Annotated in this window: 14 protein-coding genes; 12 read left to right on the top strand and 2 right to left on the bottom strand. The window is 66.0% G+C overall.

The features are described 5' to 3' along the window. Positions 1-105: 105 nt before the first annotated feature. The 7 genes from AC1DCF_RS16665 to AC1DCF_RS16635 all read left to right on the top strand — a co-directional run bounded on the left by AC1DCF_RS16665 (position 106) and on the right by AC1DCF_RS16635 (position 8654). Entirely contained in the window at positions 106-1281 is a 1176-nt protein-coding gene (locus AC1DCF_RS16665; protein ID WP_477211980.1) for an ROK family transcriptional regulator, read from the top strand. A 71-nt stretch (positions 1282-1352) separates the two neighbouring features. After that, a complete protein-coding gene (locus AC1DCF_RS16660) occupies positions 1353-2705 on the top strand; it encodes an extracellular solute-binding protein (RefSeq protein ID WP_477211979.1) in 1353 nt (450 codons plus the stop codon). Positions 2706-2911: 206 nt separating this feature from the next. Then, complete coding sequence (locus tag AC1DCF_RS16655) at positions 2912-3856, top strand: carbohydrate ABC transporter permease (protein ID WP_477211978.1); 945 nt, start codon at positions 2912-2914, stop codon at positions 3854-3856. Next, a complete protein-coding gene (locus tag AC1DCF_RS16650; RefSeq protein WP_477211977.1) occupies positions 3853-4812 on the top strand; it encodes a carbohydrate ABC transporter permease in 960 nt (319 codons plus the stop codon). The genes AC1DCF_RS16655 and AC1DCF_RS16650 overlap by 4 nt, the downstream gene beginning before the upstream one ends. After that, a complete protein-coding gene (locus AC1DCF_RS16645; RefSeq protein ID WP_477211976.1) occupies positions 4809-6341 on the top strand; it encodes a glycoside hydrolase family 3 protein in 1533 nt (510 codons plus the stop codon). The genes AC1DCF_RS16650 and AC1DCF_RS16645 overlap by 4 nt, the downstream gene beginning before the upstream one ends. A 75-nt stretch (positions 6342-6416) precedes the next feature. Further along, positions 6417-7202, top strand: coding sequence for a glucosamine-6-phosphate deaminase (locus tag AC1DCF_RS16640; RefSeq protein WP_477211975.1), 786 nt, complete (start codon positions 6417-6419; stop codon positions 7200-7202). 156 nt (positions 7203-7358) lie between these two features. Next, on the top strand, positions 7359-8654 hold the full coding sequence (locus tag AC1DCF_RS16635) for an MFS transporter (RefSeq protein ID WP_477211974.1): 1296 nt from the start codon (positions 7359-7361) through the stop codon (positions 8652-8654). Positions 8655-9213: 559 nt separating this feature from the next. On the opposite strand, the gene AC1DCF_RS16630 is transcribed toward AC1DCF_RS16635, so the two are convergent. Together AC1DCF_RS16630 and AC1DCF_RS16625 are read right to left on the bottom strand one after the other, a co-directional pair. Beyond that, positions 9214-12030 (bottom strand): FAD-binding and (Fe-S)-binding domain-containing protein, encoded by a 2817-nt coding sequence (locus AC1DCF_RS16630; protein WP_477211973.1) that lies wholly within the window; start codon positions 12028-12030, stop codon positions 9214-9216. Continuing rightward, the gene (locus AC1DCF_RS16625) at positions 12031-12930 is read right to left on the bottom strand and encodes a MurR/RpiR family transcriptional regulator (RefSeq protein WP_477211972.1); all 900 of its coding nucleotides are present in this window, start codon (positions 12928-12930) and stop codon (positions 12031-12033) included. A gap of 218 nt (positions 12931-13148) precedes the next feature. Between AC1DCF_RS16625 and AC1DCF_RS16620 the strand changes: the two genes are divergently transcribed. The 5 genes from AC1DCF_RS16620 to AC1DCF_RS16600 all read left to right on the top strand — a co-directional run bounded on the left by AC1DCF_RS16620 (position 13149) and on the right by AC1DCF_RS16600 (position 18820). Further along, the gene (locus AC1DCF_RS16620) at positions 13149-14702 is read left to right on the top strand and encodes an ABC transporter substrate-binding protein (protein WP_477211971.1); all 1554 of its coding nucleotides are present in this window, start codon (positions 13149-13151) and stop codon (positions 14700-14702) included. Positions 14703-14770: 68 nt separating this feature from the next. Further along, positions 14771-15742 carry an ABC transporter permease gene (locus AC1DCF_RS16615; protein WP_441790890.1) on the top strand — a complete coding sequence of 324 codons (972 nt, stop codon included), beginning with the start codon at positions 14771-14773 and terminating at the stop codon, positions 15740-15742. Continuing rightward, positions 15739-16704, top strand: coding sequence for an ABC transporter permease (locus AC1DCF_RS16610; RefSeq protein ID WP_441790889.1), 966 nt, complete (start codon positions 15739-15741; stop codon positions 16702-16704). The genes AC1DCF_RS16615 and AC1DCF_RS16610 overlap by 4 nt, the downstream gene beginning before the upstream one ends. Beyond that, complete coding sequence (gene murQ / locus AC1DCF_RS16605) at positions 16701-17651, top strand: N-acetylmuramic acid 6-phosphate etherase (protein ID WP_477211970.1); 951 nt, start codon at positions 16701-16703, stop codon at positions 17649-17651. Before AC1DCF_RS16610 ends, murQ begins: the two co-directional genes overlap by 4 nt. Further along, positions 17648-18820 carry an anhydro-N-acetylmuramic acid kinase gene (locus tag AC1DCF_RS16600; protein ID WP_477211969.1) on the top strand — a complete coding sequence of 391 codons (1173 nt, stop codon included), beginning with the start codon at positions 17648-17650 and terminating at the stop codon, positions 18818-18820. The genes murQ and AC1DCF_RS16600 overlap by 4 nt, the downstream gene beginning before the upstream one ends. The last annotated feature ends 4 nt before the right edge of the window (positions 18821-18824 follow it).

Below are 18824 nucleotides of genomic sequence, written 5' to 3'. Positions count from 1 at the left end.
CCGCGTAGCGATTCGGGACCGCCAGGATCACGAATTGGTAAAGAAACCTAAAAAAGTCGTCGCAAAACCTTGCGGATAATTAGTTCGTAAGATTTACTAACAAACATGACAGCAATGGGTGCTCAGCGGATCAGCGACGACCGCGCCCTTCGCACGACCGCGAAGGTGCTGCCAGAGCATGCCCGCGGACACAACCGTTCGCTCGTCTTGCAGACGCTCTATCGCTCGGGCTCACAGAGCCGCGCCGACCTCGCCCGCGAGACCGGCCTCACCCGCGTGACGATCTCCGATCTGATCAGCGAACTGATGGGGGAGAGCCTCGTCATCGAACTCGGTCAGCGTGAAGAAGCGCGTCCGGGCAAACCCGCGACGATCGTTGACATAGACCGCGCCGCCTTTCAGATCGTCTCCCTCGATCTGTCCGGCCACACGCTCCTGCGCGGCGGGGTGCTCAGCCTGGACGGCGACGTGCTGGCGAGCTCCGAACTCGAACTCGTCGGAGCGCGGGGCGAGGATGCCTTCGCCAAAGTCGCCGAATTGCTTGCCCGGGTCATCGCTCAGGCGACCGCGCCCATCCTCGGCGTCGGCATCGGCTCGCCCGGCATCGTCGACCGGGCCGGCGTCGTGCGCAACGCCCCCAATCTCGGCTGGCGCGACCTGCCGCTGCAGCAGCGCCTGCAGGAATCAACCGGCCTGACCGTGCTCGTGTCGAACGATGCGAACGCCGCGGTTCTGGCCGAGCACAGCTTCGGCGGCGCCGAGCGAGACCTGCTTCTGATCAAGGTCGACCACGGGGTCGGTGCCGGACTGCTGATCGGCGGTCGCGCGGTCTTCGGCGAAGGCTTTGCCGCCGGTGAGATCGGCCATGTCGTGGTCGGCACCGACGAGGGCCCGCTCTGCGCCTGCGGCAGGACCGGGTGCCTGGAAGCCTGGCTCTCCGCCCCGCGCCTGACCGCCGCTGTCGCAGCGGCCCGGGCCGCCGCCGCCACACCGGCCGCCGCCGAACTGGCAACCCACCACATTCTTGCGGAAGCGGGGCGACGCCTCGGCATCGTTCTCGCTCCCGTCGTCGGTGCGCTCAATCTCTTGGAGATTGTGTTGAGCGGACCGGCCGATCTTCTTGACGGGCCGCTGTCCGCGGCCACCGTCGAGACGCTCCGGAATCGCACGATGGCTGATATCACTGGCGATCTCACGCTCCGGATGACCTCGCAAGGGCAGGACATCGTTCTGCGCGGCGCGGCCGCCATGGTCTTGTCCGGCCAACTCGGGGTTTCGTAAGCACAGCGTTCACCCCAGCACCAAGCGATGTGGCACCCGCGCACATCGGCAATCCAAGAAAGGAACTTCTCATGAAGAGAAAGCTCGCATCTCTCGCCGCCCTGGCGACTGTATCCGCTCTCGTACTTGCAGGCTGCTCCTCCAACGCCGGAGCCGGCGATGGCGCCAGCACCGACGGCGCGGGAAAGACCATCACCCTGTGGCTCGCCGGCGGGGACACCCCCGACGAACTGCGCGACTACTTGAAGACCGAGTTCAACAAGGAAACCGGCGCGACACTGAACATTCAGCAGCAGGACTGGGGGGACCTCGTCACCAAGCTGACGACGTCGCTTCCCGACGCCAACAACACGCCGGATGTGACGGAGATGGGCAACACCCAGTCGCCGACCTTCACCAACGTCGGTGCCTTCCTCGACATCTCGGACATGTACGACGAGCTCGGTGGCGACAAGCTGCTGCAGTCGTTCGTCGACGCCGGCAAGGTCGGCGACAAGAACTACACGCTGCCGTACTACTTCGGCTCCCGCGCCGTATTCACCCGTTCGGACGTCTGGGCAGCGGCCGGAGTCGCTCAGCCCACCACGCTCGATGAGTTCAACGCCGGTGTCGCAGCGGTCACCGCAGCCAACCCGCTGAACATCCCGGGCTTCTCCGGTTTCTACCTCGGCGGCCAGGACTGGCGCAACGGCATCTCCTGGATCTTCGCCAACGGTGGAGAGCTCGCCACGGTGAAGGACGGCACCTGGACCTCGACGCTCGCGTCGGAGAACACCCAGAAGGGCCTCAAGCAGTTGCAGGAGCTGTACAAGACCGCATCCAACGCGCCGAACGACGCCAAGGACAGCAACCAGTACATCTATCTCAACGACAGCGATGAGATCAAGGATGCCGACGGCAACGTCACGTCGAGCACCTCGCTCTCCGCGGCAACGATCATGGCTCCGACCTGGGCCCACTGGTCGATCGGAACCCTCGGCACCGACGCTGACGGCAAGGCGACCCGCACCTGGGACGACACCAAGAACGCCATCTTCGCCCTGCCGGGCAACGACGGCAAGCCGGCCCCGGTCTTCGCCGGCGGCTCGAACATCGGCATCTCGGCCACGAGCAAGAACCCCGAACTGGCCAAGACCCTCATGAAGATCATCTTCTCCGAGGACTACCAGAACATGCTCGGCAAGAACGGTCTCGGCCCGGCAAACAGCGACTACACCGCCTCACTCGGCGATGACCAGTTCGCGAAGGCACTCATCGAGTCCGCCTCGAACTCGAAGCTGACCCCGGCCGCTCCCGGCTGGGCCACGGTTGAGGGCTCGCTCGTGATGGAGGAGTTCTTCAGCAAGATCAAGGACTCGACCGACCTCAAGGCACTCGCCACCGAGTACGACGAGAAGCTCACGCCGATGCTGAACGGCAAGTAACAAGCACACTGCATCAACCATCTCGGTGGTTGAGGAGCACGCGACGTAGGAGCGCGCGTCTCGAAACCACGTGAGTCAATCTCTGAACCCTGACTGGGTCTGGAGATCGGCTCGCGAGGTTTCGAGACGGCCCTGGCGGGCCTCCTCAACCACCGAAGTGGTCACGGCAGTGACCACAGCCAGAACGAACTGAAAGGAGGCTCAGCGTGACAACGCAGAACCTCGTGTTGGACCGGGCTGACCCGCCCCGCGCCGACAAACGCAGAAAGCGGCAGATCGCCCCGTACCTGCTGATCGTCCCCGCCGTCGGCATCCTGATTCTGGCGCTGGGTTACCCGCTGGTCTGGCAGTTCGTGACGTCGATGCAGAAGTTCGGGCTTGCCCAGCAGTTCGGTCAACCGCCGGAGTTCGTCTGGTTCGCCAACTACGTCACGCTCTTCACCGACCCGTACATGTGGACGGTCGTCGCGCGTTCGATCGCCTTCTGCCTGGTCACCGCCGGGGTCACCATGGTCGTCGGCACGCTGATGGCCCTGCTGATGAACGCCGTGAACACCGGCGTTCGCATCACGATTCAGATCTCGATGCTGCTCGCCTGGGCGATGCCCGTCGTCGCGGCGATGACGGTCTGGAACTGGCTCATCGACTGGCGTCGAGGCGTACTCAACAACGTGCTCGTGTCGATGGGATTCGAGCAATTCCGAAACCACAACTGGCTGGCCGACCCGCTCTCCTTCTTCTTCATCGCGATGATCATCGTGGTCTGGATGAGCGTGCCGTTCGTCGCCTTCTCAATTTTCGCCGGACTCACCCAAGTCTCGACCGAAGTGCTGGAGGCCGCCCAGATGGACGGCGCCACGCCCTCCCAGCGGCTCTGGTACATCATCGTGCCGATCATCAAGCCCGTGCTCGCCATCATCATGCTGCTGCAGATCATTTGGGATCTGCGGGTGTTCACCCAGATCCGGCTGCTGCAGGATGCCGGCTCCATCGCTTCAGAGACCAACCTGCTCGGCACCTACATCTACCAGCTCGGCGTCGGATCGAGCGACTTCGCGATGGCCAGCGCCGTGTCGATCTTCGTGCTCATTCTGACCGTCGCACTCAGCTGGTTCTACGTGCGCAGCATGCTCAAGGAGGACGAGTCATGACCTCGACAGTGAACCCGACGCCCACCATTCCCGGTTCGCCCGGCGCCGTCTCCGGGCGTCCGACGGTGACAGATCTGACAACTTCGACCACCCGCACCGGCACGACCCGCAGCGGCACCCGCCGGTTCAAGCCCGGCAAGGTCGCGCTCGGCGTCATCGGCGTCGTCGTCTCCGTGATCTGGGTCTTCCCGGTCTACTGGATGCTCAATTCGTCGCTGCTTCCGAACGTCGTGTTGCAGAAGACCACGCCCAGCTGGCTGCCGTTCGGCGGCTCGTTCGACAACTTCGTTGCCGTGTTCGAAGGCGGAACCTTCCTCCCGGCACTCGGGATGTCGACCGCGATCGCGTTCATCACCGTGACGTTCTGTCTGCTTTTCGCGTTCTTCGGCGCGTTGGCGATCAGCCGGTTCCGGTTCCGCGGACGCAAGACGTTCGTTCTGGCGGTGCTGCTGATCCAGATGCTGCCCGCCGAAGGCCTCTTCATCGCCCAGTACAAGATGATGGGCAGTCTCAACCTGCTCAACTCGATCGTCGGCGTGAGCATCATCTACATCGCCGCGGTGGTGCCGTTCACGATCTGGATGCTACGCGGCTTCGTTGCCGGCGTGCCGGCCGACCTCGAAGAGGCGGCCATGATCGACGGCCTCAGCCGCACCCAGGCGTTCATGCGCATCACGTTCCCGCTGCTCGCACCGGGGCTGATCGCATCCGGCGTCTACGCCTTCTTGCAGGCCTGGAACGAGTTCACCGTCGCCCTCGTGCTGCTTCAAAACAACTCAGACCAGACGCTTCCGCTCTGGTTGCGCGGATTCATTCAAGCCAGCGCCAGTCGGGCCACTGACTGGGGCCAGGTGATGGCCGCATCGACAATGGTCGCCGTTCCGGTGATTATCTTCTTCCTCTTCGTTCAGGGGCGTATGACCAGCGGGCTGGTCAGTGGGGCGGTCAAGGGATGAGCCTGACTCAGCATGTAACCAGCGACAGCATCGACACCGATCTGCTTCGCCGCAGCGTCAGCACGACCCTGATGCCCGGGTTCGTGGGCACCACGCTCCCCGAGTGGCTGGAACGCCGGCTGCAGAACGGGCTCGGCGCGGTCTGCATCTTCGGCCAGAACATCGTGTCGCGCGAGCAGCTGATTCGGCTGACCGATGCCATTCTCGCGGCGAACCCACTCGCCGTCATCGCGATCGACGAGGAGGGCGGCGACGTCACCCGGCTCTACTACGGCTCGGGATCGCCCTACCCGGGCAACGCCATCCTCGGTCGCCTGGGCGACGTGAGCTACACCGAAGAAGTGGGCCGCCTGGTCGGCTGGGAGCTGCGCAAGGCGGGCTGTACGCTCACCTTCGCGCCGGATGTCGACATCAACTCGAACTCGGACAATCCGGTGATCGGGGTGCGCAGCTTCGGTACCGACCCGACCGCCGTCGGCGTTCACTCCGCCGCCTGGGTGCGCGGCCTGCAGGCGACCGGTGTCGCGGCGAGCCCGAAGCATTTTCCGGGGCATGGCGACACTGCGCTCGACTCCCACCTGGCCATGCCGATCGTCGACGTGTCGCTGGAGACGTTGCGGGAGCGTGAACTCGTTCCGTTCCGTGCGGCGATCGCCGCGGGGGCGAAGACGATCATGACCTCGCACATTCTGTTGCCACAGGTGGACCCGGCCTACCCGACCACGTTGTCCAGCATCATTCTCGGTGAGGTGCTGCGCACCGAGCTCGGGTTCGAGGGAGTCATCGTCAGCGATGCTCTCGACATGACCGGAGCCAGCGGAATCCTGGGGATTCCGGGCGCCGCCGCCGCCGCGTTGGCGGCCGGCTGCGATCTGCTCTGCATCGGCACCGAGAACACCGACGAGCAGATGGATGAGATCGAGGCCGCGGTGCTTGCCGCGGTGGAAGCCGGCGTGCTCTCGCGTTCGCGCGTGATCGATGCGGCGGAACGGGTGATTCGTTTGGCCGAGGAAACCCGGGCCGACTTCGAGCGTATTCCGATTACGGAATACGCCAGGGCGATGGAGGAGCCGAGCTTCGACACGAAGCGGATCGCCTCCTCGTTCGACCTGAACGATCGGGCGACGAAGTGGGTCGCGTCAGCGCCGGAGACGTTCTCAGTGCTGCGCCTCGAGACGGTGACGAACATCGCCGTCGGTCAAGCGCCGTGGGGTCCATTCGCCGAGCTCGAAGCGAGTCCTGACTCTGAACTCGCGGATGCCTGGAGAGCCCGACCGGTGGTCTCCCGCACGGCGGAAGACACACACGAGATCGTGCTCGCCGCCCATGCCCCGGTGCTGGTGATCGGAAAAGATAACCACCGGCATCCGTTCGTGCGTGAGCTGATCGACGCGCTGCGGGCCGAGCGACGTGAAGTTCTCGTCGTCGACATGGGGTGGCCGTCCGACGACCTCGCGTACGCCGACATCGCGACATTCGGTGCGTCGCGGCTCGCCGGGCGAGCGCTGCTGGAGCTGCTGACTCCCTGACATTCTGATTGAACCTGATCGTTTGAGATAGAATTCAATCAGTGGTGATCGGTGCCGCCGGAGTGGGAGTATGCAGTGGCTGAAGTTGTAATCGTTGAGAATGAGGCCGCCGCCGGCGTTCTCATCGCGCAGTCGATCCGTGGATTGATCGAATCCCGGCCCGACGCCGTGCTCGGTTTGGCTACCGGTTCGACGCCGATTCCGGTCTATCAGGCGCTCGCTGCCTCGTTCGCGGCGAGCCCGCTCGATGTCAGCCGGGTGCGGGGTTTTGCCCTCGACGAGTACGTCGGTCTGCCGGCCGGACACCCGGAGAGCTACCGCCAGGTCATCACCCGCGAGGTCGTCGAGCCGCTCGGGCTGACCGCCGCGAACATCCATGTGCCCGACGGCAGCCTCGCGACCATCGAGCACGCTGGGGCCGACTACGAGCAGGCGATTCTTGACGCAGGCGGGGTCGACGTTCAGATTCTCGGCATTGGTCGCACCGGACACCTCGGTTTCAACGAGCCGGGCTCCTCGTTCGGCTCGCTGACTCGCGTGAAGACATTGACCGAGAAGACGCGCGTCGACAATGCGCGGTTCTTCGACACGCCCGATCAGGTTCCGATGCACTGCATCACGCAGGGGCTCGGCACGATTCTGCGTGCGCGCCACCTGGTGCTGCTCGCGTTCGGGGCGGGCAAGGCCGACGCGATCGCCGCGGCCGTCGAGGGATCGATGACGGCCAGCCAGCCCGGCTCGGCCATTCAGCTGCACCCGCATGTGACGGTGGTCGTGGATGCGGCAGCGGCGAGCAAACTCGTCAACCGCGACTACTACCAGCACGCCTGGGCGCACAAGCCGGCCTGGCAAGGGATCTAGCCCGGCGCATCCGTCGGCCTGCGCCCTCTCGTCGAGAGTCGCCCGAACTGCTGCGCCGAGTTTGCGCGTTCCGGTCGAGACTTCCTGTTCTGCCGGGCAAACTCGACCGCACGTGGCAAGCTCGGCGACGCCGGGCCCAGCGCGTACCCTGGAGGGATGATGTTCTCCCGGCCGTTCGGCACTGACACCCGCCGAGCCGCCGCGAAACCTCGACTCTCCCGTGACGTCTACGTCTTGGGCGTTATTTCCTTTTTCGTGATGGTGGGCTTCGGCGTCGTCATTCCGGTGCTGCCGGTCTACGTGCGCAGCTTCAATGTGGGCAACCTCGAAGTCGGCGCCGTCGTGTCGGCCTTCGCGCTGATGCGCCTGGTTGCAAGCCCGTTCTGCGGGCGGCTGATCGACTGGATGGGCGAACGCCTGGTCCTGGCGACCGGGATCGGCATCGTGGCCGTGTCGAGCGGTCTGGTCGGCATCGCCGCGAACTACCCGCAGTTATTGCTGCTGCGTGGAGTCGGCGGAATCGGATCGGCCATGTTCACCGTGTCGGCGATGACGCTTCTGCTCGGCTCCACCTCACCGGCGTTGCGGGCCAGGGCCATCGGTTTCTACCAGGGCGGCTTCTTGCTCGGCGGCATGGCCGGGCCGGCAATCGGCGGTCTGCTCGCCGCGATCTCGCTCACGGCGCCCTTCTTCTTCTATGCGGCGACCCTCGCGATCGCCGGGGTCGTCGGCCTCATCCTGCTGCGTCCGCGCACTGCGAAGGATGCCGCGGGTGCGGCGGCCGAGGCCGCGGCCGCGATCCCGTTCCGCACGGTGCTCACCGACAAGCGCTACCGGGCCGCCTGCCTCGCGAACTTCGCGCAGGGCTGGACCTCGTTCGGGGTGCGCGGCGCGCTGATCCCGGTGTTGATCGTCGAGGTGCTGAACGGCCCGAGCACCTGGACCGGGATCGCCTTCGCCGTGGCCGCCGTCGCCCAGACGATCGCGTTGGCTCCCGCCGCGCGATTCATCGACACCGTGGGACGCAAGCCCGCCATCATCGGCTCCTTCGCCGCGGCGGCGGTCATCATCTTCGCAGTGCCGTTCGCTCCGAACATCTGGGTGCTGACGGTGTTGCTCTGCCTGTACGGGGTGGCCTCCGCATTCATGGGGACTGCGCCGGCCGCGGCCGTCGGCGACGCGGCGGGTTCCCGCGGCGGGCGTCCGGTCGCCGTCTTCTCCATGTTTGGGGATGTCGGCGCGATCATCGGCCCGTTGGCCGCCGGACTTCTCGCCGACACGCTCTCCTACCCCGCAGCGTTCGGGGTCGGCGCGGTGTTGTTCGTCGTCGCATCCGTCTACGCGGTGCGGATGCCGGGCGGGGTGCCGGCGACCGATACGGCCTCGACTCCCGCCGTGACTCCTGCCGTGCCGACCCCGCCGACAGCGCGCCCGACCGCCGCTACAGACTGATGAGCCATCGGTTGCGTCTCGGTCACTCCAAGCCGCGGTGGCTAACTCCGGAAATCGCCGGATGTCCGACGGCACAGCCCTGAAATCACGCGGGCGTCCGCCCACAGGAACTCGGAATACCGGAGTTAGCAACCGGACGCAGACCATGCTGGCGCTGAAGCCCGCCATGTCAGTCGCCGCCTACTAACACCCAAGCAGCGGTTGCTAACTCCGGGAATCGGCAGATGTCTGACGCGCCTCCCGCGGAATCATGCGGGTTGTTGCTGCCGCGCGCAGGGATTCCCGGAGTTAGCAACCAACACCGGCTCGAAGCTGGGCTCACCGCGGGCGGCATCGACCACATCCGGGGGAGACGGGAACTCAGGAAAACTGCGGATGCCGACGGTGCCGCCCCCGCAATCACGCGAGTGTTCGCAGCCGGCGGCCCGGATTTCCTGAATTAGCCACCACGACGGACGCAAGCCTGCCGAGCGCAAATTGCACGCAAATTGCAAGAATTAGCCACCGGTTTGGGCTCGGGTCGGCAATATAGCGAACGAGGCTCGGCTACAAGGCTCGGTCAGCTGGACTGCGGCCGGGTCGCCTCCTCGACGAGCTCCAGCAGGTGCCGGTACTCCTGCCCGGTCGCCCGACTCATCCCGAGCTCACAGGTGCGATTCGCCGACGCATACGAGGCGTAGCTGCGCTCGGCGACCTCGGCCGCCTCGCGTGCCGTCGCCGAGGCGGTGAGCTCCGGATGCAGCAGCCCGCGGTCGCCGGCGAAGGCGCAGCAACTCCATTCCACCGGCACATGCACGTCGGGGCTGATCCGCTCGGCCAGGGCGGTCATCATCGCGTTGATGCCGAGCTGCGTCGACGAACAGCTGTGGTGCAGCGCGATTGATGCCACCGGCGTCGTCACCGGAACCTGCTCGATCACGTTCTCATGGATGAACTCGACCGCATCGACGAAGCGCAACGCCGCGTAGTCGCCGCCGGCGGAGAGAGCGTTCTTCTGCATCGTCTCCAAACCTTCGGTGCAGGATGCCGCGTCGCAGACGATCGGCAACTCACCACCGCGACTGGCGGCCAGCAGCGCCGGCAGCACGGTGTCGGTCATCCGGTCGTAGCCGCGCGTGTTGCCCTTCGACTTCCACGGGGTGCCGCAGCAGAGCGAATCGAGGCCCTCGGGAATCGCGACGCTCACTCCCGCCCGCGTGCAGAGTTCGAGAAAGGCATCGGTCACGCCGATCCCATCGGCGGCCGGACCGAACATCGTGCCGATGCAGGCGGCGAAGTAGACCGCGGTCGGTGCGGCGGTCGGTGCGCCGGCCGAGAGATCTCGGCGGCGCGACCCGCCACGCGGCAGGTCCTTGTCGTAGAGCGGCACCGTGTCGGCGCCGAGCAGCGCCCGGCCGACCCGGGTGGCCGCGGTGACGATCGGCGCCGGCACCCGGTCGGCCACACTCAGGGCGACACCGCCGAGCGCGGTGACGGTGCCCCAGTTCTTGGCGGCACCGAGCCAGGCCGACTGTTCGAGCGCGCTGGTGTTCTCAGCGCGCAGCCGCCGCACCAGATCGCCGGTGTTGATGTTCACCGGGCAGGCGACCTGGCACATCCCGTCGACGGCGCAGGTCTCGACGCCGTCATAGGCGTAGTCGCGGCGGAGTTCAGCGAGAAGCGCGGTGTCACCGGCGGCCTCCGCCGACTTCATCTCCCGGCGAATCACAATGCGCTGCCGCGGCGTCATAGTCAGGTCTTTCGACGGGCAGGCCGGCTCGCAGTAGCCGCACTCGACACAGCGATCCACCTCGGCCTCCACCGTCGGGGCAAGCTTGAGGTTCGCGAGATACGACTGCGGGTCGTCGGAGAGGATCACCCCGGGGTTCAGCAAGCCGGTCGGGTCGAACAGCGCCTTGAGTTCCAGCATCACCTCGTACAGTTCGTCGCCGTACTGGCGCCGCACGAACGGCGCCATGATGCGCCCGGTGCCGTGCTCGGCCTTCAGCGAGCCGCCATTGCCGAGAACGAGGTCGACCATCTCCTCGGTGAACCGTTCGTAGCGCGTGAGCGACGCCGGGTCGTCGAAATGCTCGTTGAGCATGAAGTGGATGTTGCCGTCTTTGGCATGCCCGAAGATCACGCTTTCTTCGTAGTCGTACTCGTCGAAGAGGCCGATCAGGCTTTCGCAGGTGCCGAGGAGTGCCGGAACCGGAACCACGATGTCTTCGAGCAGCGCCGTCGTGCCCGAGGGGCGGGCGCCGGCAACCGTCGTGTAGAGGCCCTTCCGAATGTGCCAGAGATTCGCCCGCTCGCGTGCGTTCCCGGTCAGCGAGAGGGGAGCGACCAGGTCGAGTGCGGCGAGAGCGGATGCGCCGGCATCGCGCTGTGCGGCCAGCTGCTCTGGACTTTCGGCCAGGAACTCGAGCAGCAAGGCGGCGTGACCGTCGACGGCGAGTGCCTGCAGTTCCGGCGTGCTGTCCGGCTGGGTCTGGGCGACCCGGAGCGAGGTCGCATCCATCAGCTCGATCGTGCCGAGCCCGGCGGCGACGAGCGACGGAAGCGCAGAGGTGGCCGCGCTCAGGGTGGGGAAAAGGGCCAGGCCGGTGAGCGCCTGGGGGAGCGCGGGAACCGTGCGGAAGGTGACCTCGGCGACGAAGCCGAGGGTGCCCTCGCTGCCGATCATCAGGTGGGCGAGGATGTCGACCGGCCGCTCATGGTCGAGAAACGAGTTGACCCCGTAGCCCATGGTGTTCTTCATCGAGAACTGCGCTTCGATCAGGGCGACGGATGCCGCGTTCCCGCGCACCCGGTCGCGCAGCCGGGCGAGTCCCCGGTAGAGGGCGGGTTCGAGCTGGCGCAGACGCTCATCGGCGTCGGCCGCGCCGGTGTCGACGATCGTGCCGCTCGGCAGCACGACGACCATCGACTCGACCGTCTGATAGCTGTTCTGCGCCGTGCCGCAGGCCATGCCGCTGGAGTTGTTGGCGACGACCCCGCCGATCGTGCACGCAATCTCGCTCGCCGGGTCCGGCCCGAGCTTGCGGCCAAATCGAGTCAGCCGGGCGTTGACCTGGCGCACGGTGACGCCGGGCTGCACGCGCACGCGGGCGCCGGCATCCAACACCTCGATGCTGCGGAAGTTGGCGCGCGTGTCGACGAGGATGCCGTCGGTCACGCCCTGCCCGCTCAGGCTGGTTCCGCCGGAGCGGAAGGTGAGCGGGATGCCGCGGCGTTGGCTTTCCCGATAGAGCTCGGCCACCTCGGCGGCGGTGGACGGGGTGGCCACGCTGGTCGGGACCAGCAAGTAGTGCGAGGCGTCGTGGGCGTACTTCAGCCGATCAATCGAGCGGGTGCTCGCGTTCGGCGGGGTGCTCAGTGCCGAAGCGGCGCTCATTCAAGATCCTTTCAGGCTGCGGCTATGCACTGCCTCATATGTAGTGCGAACTGCCGTCATCGATTCGTCGAACGAGGCCTGGGCCACCGCGGTGAACAGGCAGTCGACGACCATGAGCTGGGCGATTCTGCTGCCGAGCGCCCCGGAACGGAACCGGGTCTCCCGCGCTGCAGTGGTCAACACGATGTCGGCCGCGTTGGCCAGGGGGGATTCCCCGAAGTTGGTGATGGCGATCGTGGCGGCGCCCGCGGCCCGCGCAAGCTTCAGGAACTCCACGGTGTCGATCGTCGAGCCGGTGTGCGACACGGCGATGGCGACACAGGATGCGTCGAGGGTCGCCGCCGAGGTCCAGGCCGAGTGGGTATCCGGCCAATTGAGGGCGGTGCGACCGATTCGGGTGAGTTTCTGCTGCAGGTCGAGGCCCACAAACGAACTCGCGCCGACACCGAAACTGTCGATGCGCCGGGCGGATTGCAGAAGGTCGACGGCGCGGCCGAGCGCCACCGTGTCGAGCACCTTGGCCGTGTCGGCAATCGACAGGGTTTCGTTCAGCGCCACCTTCGCGACGATGTCATCGAGGGAGTCCTCCCGATTGATGTCACCGGACACCGACGAGAAGTTGGTGTTCTGCATGTTCTCGCGCGTCGTCTCCCGGGTGAGATCGATGCGCAGGTCTTTGTAGTGCTCGTAGCCGATGCGCTTGTAGAACCGGACGACCGAGGTCGTCGAGGTGCCGCAGCGGGCGGCGAGCTCCGCGATCGACAGGTTGGCTGCATCCGTCGGGTTGGCGAGAAAAAGTTCGGCGATCAGCCGTTCGGTCGGGCGCAGCGACGGCATGGCCGCCCGCATGCGCACCAAAACGGTCCGGGAATCCGGTCGTTCCAGGATGTCGTCAGTCACGTTCTTGTCCCCTTCGCGCAGCGAAAGAGGTGATCCGTGGCAACACTGCCGCCGGACTTTCACTGCCTAGGGATAACAATACGAGAAAAGAAAGTACACATGTTGTAAAGATGGTGTACTTTTATTCCAACCTGGATCACAGACGCTTTCAGTGTAACCGCGAGCCCCACTCGTGGCCCATGCAATGGAGCATCACAAACACACCTGAGGAGTAACCCTTGTCACACGGTTCTCGTTTTTCTCGTGGGGCAGTCTCGGCACTTGGTATCGCCGCGATCGTCTCACTCGCAGTATCGGGCTGTTCGAGCCCCGCAACACCAGCACCGGCTGAATCGGCCAAGGCCGGCGGTTCGTTGGTCGTCGGAGTCACGTCAGACCCCGACACCCTCTTCCCCTGGAAGGCCACGCAGTTCCAGGCGGTCAACGTTCTGCAGAACGTTTACGGCACCCTGACCGAGTTCGACGCAGACCTGAATGTCGTTCCGGGCCTCGCCGAGTCGTGGGAAGCATCCGAGGACGGCCTGACCGTCACTCTCAAGCTGCGTGAAGGCGTCACCTTCGCCGACGGCAGCACGTTCGGCTCCGAAGACGTCGTCAGCTCACTGACCAAGATCAAGGACGAGGCGACCGCTGCCGTCTCTCGCAGCGCCCTCGCATCCGTTGCCACGATCGAGGCCAGCGACGAGAACACTGTCGTGCTGACCCTGTCGGCCGCGGATGCCGCGCTGCCGGCCAGCCTCGCCGTGATCAACATGGCGATGCTCTCCTCCGACGACACCGAAGAGGCGTTGAACACGACGCCGAACGGTACCGGCGCCTACTCGTTCGACACCCGCGTGGCGAACCAGTCGATCACGCTCAAGAAGAACACGGCGTACTGGGGTGACGAGCCGACGCTCGACAACGTTGAGTTCCGCGTCATTCCCGACGAGTCCTCGATCGTGTCGGCCATGCAGTCTGGCAACGTTCAGATGGCCGTCTTCGACGACCCGCTGGTCGCCCAGACCGCTGAGAGCGGAACGATTACCGTCGCCAAGACCCCGCAGCTGAGCTACCACGCACTGCAGCTGAACGCGACGCGCGGCGATCTCGCCGACGTCAACGTGCGCCTCGCCGTCTCCTGTGCGATCGACCGCCAGGAAGTTCTCGACACCGCGGCACTCGGCGAAGGCGAAGTCACCGGCCCGATCACGTCGCCGGCCTACAAGTCAGACCCCGAATCGCGTCCGTGCCCGGAGCGCGACCTCAAGAAGGCTGCTTCCTACCTGGCCAAGGCGGGCAAGGCCGACGGCGTCACCATCAAGACGATCGTGTCGCAGGGCGAATACGCCACCTCGGTGAACGAAGCCCAGAACCTCAAGGCACAGCTGGCCGAGGCGAAGATCACCCTCGACGTCGAGACCCTGGAGTCCGGCGCCTACGTCGACCGCTGGATCGCCGGCGACTTCGACGCCGCTGTCGCCCTGAACGGTGGACGTCCGGACCCCGACGGCATGTACGGCCGCTACTTCACCAGCACCGGAAACCTGAACAAGGTCGCCGGTTACAGCTCGCCCGAACTCGACGCGCTGTTCGCCGAAGGCCGTGCAACCAGCGACCCGAAGGACCGTGCCGCGATCTACACCAAGGTCTCGAACGAGCTCGAGGACAACGCTGCCTGGGTGTGGCTCTTCACCAGCTACAGCTACACCGCGACCGACTCGAAGGTCAAGGGCTTCGTTCCCATGGCCAACGGTTCGCTCCAGTACCTGCGCACCACAACCGTTAACTAACGATTGCCGGGGCGGGTGCCGACCCACAAGGTCGGCACCCGCCATGCAATTGGGAATGCCCGAAGGACATGCTCAAAACTCTCTTCCACAACAGCATCGTGCGCCGGATCGGCGCCGCGGCGCTCACCCTCCTCGGCGTCGCGATCTTCGTCTTCATCATGTTGCGGGCCATCCCCGGCAACCAGATCACCGCGGGGCTCGGTACCGAGGCCGCTGCGCTCACTCCGGCCCAGAAGCTGGCCCTCGAGCAGTATTACGGCCTCGATCAGCCGCTCGTCGTTCAGTTCTTCTCCTGGCTGGGCAACCTGTTCACCGGAAACCTCGGTTTCTCGTCTCGCGCCCAAGAAAGCGTTCTCGATCTCACCGCTGCGTCGTTGCCGGTCACCTTCGAGCTTGCGCTGTTCTCGATTGTCCTCGCGCTGCTGATCGGCATTCCGCTCGGCATGCTGTCGGCCTCCAAGCCCGACTCCCCGCGTGACGCGTTCGGTCAGATCGTCGGACTCGCCGGCCTCTCGATCCCCGCCTTCCTGCTCGCCACCGCCCTGCTCTCGGTGCTGGCGTCGTCGTTCGGCTTCAACCCCAACGGGCAAACCTTTGCCACGCTGTTCAGCGACCCCCTGCTGAACCTGCAGCAGATGCTGCTGCCCTCCCTCGTTCTCGGCTTCGGAATCGCAGCGCCGATCATGCGCACCACGCGCACCGCGGTGCTCGAGGTGCGCTCCAACGACTTCATCCGCACGGCGCGCGCCAAGGGCGTTCCTCCCCGCCGGTTGCAACTGAAGCACGTGCTCGGCAACGCGCTGGTACCGATCGTCACGATGACCGGCCTGCAGTTCGGTTACCTTCTCGGCGGCGCCGTCGTCGTCGAGCAGATTTTCTCGTTGCCGGGCATCGGCCGACAGGTTCTGCTCGGAATCCAGCAGAAGGAGTACGCGCTGGTGCAAAGCACCGTGCTGGTGATCGCCCTCGCCTTCGTGATCGTGAACCTGCTCACCGACCTGACCTACCGCCTCATCGACCCCCGGGTGCGTGCAAAATGACCGACCTCGCCCATGCCCAGAGCCCGACAACGCAGAGCTCGACGACCGACAGCCCGACGACGGAGAGCCTGACGACCGGAAGCCCGGTGCCGGGTGGCCCGGCGCCGCGCACCCGCAGTGTCGCCGCCGGACGATTCCGCGCGCTGCTTCGCAGCCCGAGCGGCCTGAGCGGCCTGATCATCGTCAGCGTGCTCGTGCTTCTGACGTTCGCGTCGTTCCTCAATCTTCTTCCGTACGACCCGATTGCCCAGGATCCGCCGTCGCGCCTGCTCCCGCCGTCGCCGGAACACTGGTTCGGCACCGACCAGTTCGGGCGCGATGTCTTCTCCCGCGTGGCGGCCGGTGTGGCGAACTCCGCGCTCATCGCCGTCGTCGCCGTGACCTTCGCCACGGTGATCGGAACGATGGGCGGCCTGATCGCCGGCTTCTTCCGTGGTGCTCCCGATGCCGCCATCGGCGGGGTCACCAACGTGCTCTTCGCGTTCCCGCCGCTTCTGCTCGCGCTCTCCCTCGCATCCGTGTTCGACCGCAACTGGTTCACCATCGCGATCGCGATCGCGATCGTCTATGTGCCGATCTTCATCCGCGTCACTCGCGGCCCCGTGCTCTCGCTGCGGGAGATCGAGTATGTGAAGGCGGCGACCAGCACCGGCGCCAGCCGCATGGCGGTGATGATGCGTCACGTACTGCCGAACATCACCTCGATCATCATCATCCAGGTCACCCTCTCCCTGTCGTGGGCGGTGCTCACCGAAGCATCGCTGAGCTTCCTCGGCCTGGGCGCACCGCCGCCCACACCGTCGCTCGGCTCGATGATCTTCGAGGCGCGCACCCTGGTCTACATCGCCCCCTGGACCATGATTGCGCCCGGCGCGATCGTCGTTCTTCTTGTCGTCGGCCTCAACCTGCTCGGCGATGGCCTGCGCGACACACTTGATCCACGAAACAAAGGCAAACGATGACCCGGCACGACCCCTACCCGACCGTCACTACAGCCGCAGAGGCCGTGACAATCTCGCTCGCCGGGCTGGCCACCGAAGCGGCGGACCCGCGCTTCGCGGAAATCGACCGGATGCCGGTGGGCGCCTTGGCCGCGCTGATGAACGACGCCGACGCCACGGTTCCCGGCGCGGTGGCGCTGGCGCTGCCGACGATTGTGCCGGCCATCGAGGCCGCCGCCCTGCGGATGAAGGCCGGCGGGCGACTGATCTACGTCGGAGCCGGAACGCCCGGACGGATCGGTGTGCTCGACGCATCGGAATGCCCGCCCACCTTCAGCACCCCGCCCGAGCAGGTCTTCGCGATCATCGCCGGCGGGTCGAAGGCGATCGTGTCGCCGTGTGAGGGTGCCGAAGACGACCCCGCGGCCGGCATCGCCGCCATCGACGCGGCCGGGGTGACCTCGCTCGACACCGTGATCGGAATCGCCTCGAGCGGACGGACCCCCTATGTCGTCGCCGCCATCGCGCGGGCCAGGGAACTCGGCGCCCTGAGCATCGGGCTGTCGTGCAACCACGACACCGTGCTCAGCGCAGCCGCCGAACACGGCATCGAAGTTCTGGTCGGCCCCGAGATCATCAGCGGATCCACCCGGCTGAAGGCCGGAACTGCTCAAAAGCTGGTGCTCAACATGTTCTCGACGATCGTGATGGTGCAGCTCGGCAAGACCTACGGCAACCTGATGGTCGATGTGAAGCCGACAAACGTCAAATTGCGGGAGCGGGCCCTCGGCATCGTGCGCACCATCGCGAACGTCGATCGTGAAACTGCCGTCGTCGCCCTCGTTGCGAACAACTACAACGTCAAGCAGACGATTGTGGCGCTGCGCACCGGACTCAGCATCGACGAAGCCGGCGCTCGCCTGAGCGCGGTCAACGGAAACCTGCGCGCCGCACTGGAGGAAAAATGAAGATTCTCGGCATGATCTCTGGCACGTCGCACGACGGAATCGACGCAGCAGTCGTCGACTTCGACTTCGTCGACGGGGTGCTGACCGGCGAGGTGCTCCACCGCAGCGGCACGCCGTACGCGCCCGAGCTGCGCGCCCGGCTGATCGCCGCACTCCCGCCCGCCGAGACGACCCTCGCGGAGGTCTGCGAACTCGACACCCTGATCGGGCAGGCGTTCGCCGATGCGGCGGATGCGGCGATCGTCGCCGATGGCGCCGTCGACCTGATCGTCTCGCACGGTCAGACCGTCTTCCACTGGGTGGACGCCGGGCACGCCCTCGGCACCCTGCAGATCGGCCAGCCCGCCTGGATCGCCGAGAAGACCGGCACGCCGGTTGTCTCCGATGTGCGCATCCGGGATATCACTGCCGGTGGACATGGCGCCCCGCTCGTCTCCTTTCTGGACGCACTGTTGCTGGCCGGCTCGCCCGGCACGCCGGCCGCACTCAACCTCGGCGGCATCTCGAACATGACCGTGGTTCCCCCTGACCGCGATCTCTACGCCTACGACATCGGGCCGGCGAACGCGCTCATCGACGCAACGATCACCGAACGCGCCCTGAACACGCTCGGCTACGACCGAGACGGCCGCATCGCGGCATCCGGTTCTGTTGATGCCGTGCTGCTTGAGCTCCTGCTCGACGACGCCTACTACGCACTGCCCGCGCCGAAGAGCACCGGCAAGGAGCACTTCCACGGCAGTTACGTCAGCGATGCGATTTTGCGCTCCGGCCGCACGGTGAGCGACATCGACCTGGTCGCCACGCTCACCGAGCTGACGGTGCAGACCGTGGCCAGGGACGTGCGCTCCGCCGGAATCGACCTGCTCGTCGTGTCGGGCGGCGGCTGCCGCAACCCGCTGATTCTGGGCGGCCTGCGTGCCGCGCTGCCCGCGGTGAACGTCGTGCTCTCCGACGAGTTCGGCGCCCCGGCCGACGAAAAGGAAGCCATTGCGTTCGCGCTGATCGGCTGGTGCACCGCGCACGGCCTGCCCGGCACGAACCCGGCCGGTACGGGTGCTCGGGAGGCTCGGGTGCTCGGCACGATCACGCCGGGCAACGGACCGTTGGTGCTGCCGGCCCCGCTGACCGAACCGCTGCGCTCGCTCACCCTGCAGACGAAGCGCTGAGCCG

Source organism: Leifsonia sp. 10L418, from assembly GCF_056395445.1.
The sequence above is the reverse complement of the archived record's forward strand: the minus strand, read 5'-3'. Positions and strand labels throughout refer to the sequence as shown.

Bases quoted from the DNA above. Each gene is read 5' to 3' on its own strand.
- AC1DCF_RS16665 (WP_477211980.1), top strand. From the start codon at position 106: ATGACAGCAATGGGTGCTCAGCGGATCAGCGACGACCGCGCCCTTCGC.
- AC1DCF_RS16660 (WP_477211979.1), top strand. From the start codon at position 1,353: ATGAAGAGAAAGCTCGCATCTCTCGCCGCCCTGGCGACTGTATCCGCT.
- AC1DCF_RS16650 (WP_477211977.1), top strand. From the start codon at position 3,853: ATGACCTCGACAGTGAACCCGACGCCCACCATTCCCGGTTCGCCCGGC.
- AC1DCF_RS16645 (WP_477211976.1), top strand. From the start codon at position 4,809: ATGAGCCTGACTCAGCATGTAACCAGCGACAGCATCGACACCGATCTG.
- AC1DCF_RS16635 (WP_477211974.1), top strand. From the start codon at position 7,359: ATGATGTTCTCCCGGCCGTTCGGCACTGACACCCGCCGAGCCGCCGCG.
- AC1DCF_RS16630 (WP_477211973.1), bottom strand. From the start codon at position 12,030: ATGAGCGCCGCTTCGGCACTGAGCACCCCGCCGAACGCGAGCACCCGC.
- AC1DCF_RS16615 (WP_441790890.1), top strand. From the start codon at position 14,771: ATGCTCAAAACTCTCTTCCACAACAGCATCGTGCGCCGGATCGGCGCC.
- AC1DCF_RS16610 (WP_441790889.1), top strand. From the start codon at position 15,739: ATGACCGACCTCGCCCATGCCCAGAGCCCGACAACGCAGAGCTCGACG.
- murQ (WP_477211970.1), top strand. From the start codon at position 16,701: ATGACCCGGCACGACCCCTACCCGACCGTCACTACAGCCGCAGAGGCC.
- AC1DCF_RS16600 (WP_477211969.1), top strand. From the start codon at position 17,648: ATGAAGATTCTCGGCATGATCTCTGGCACGTCGCACGACGGAATCGAC.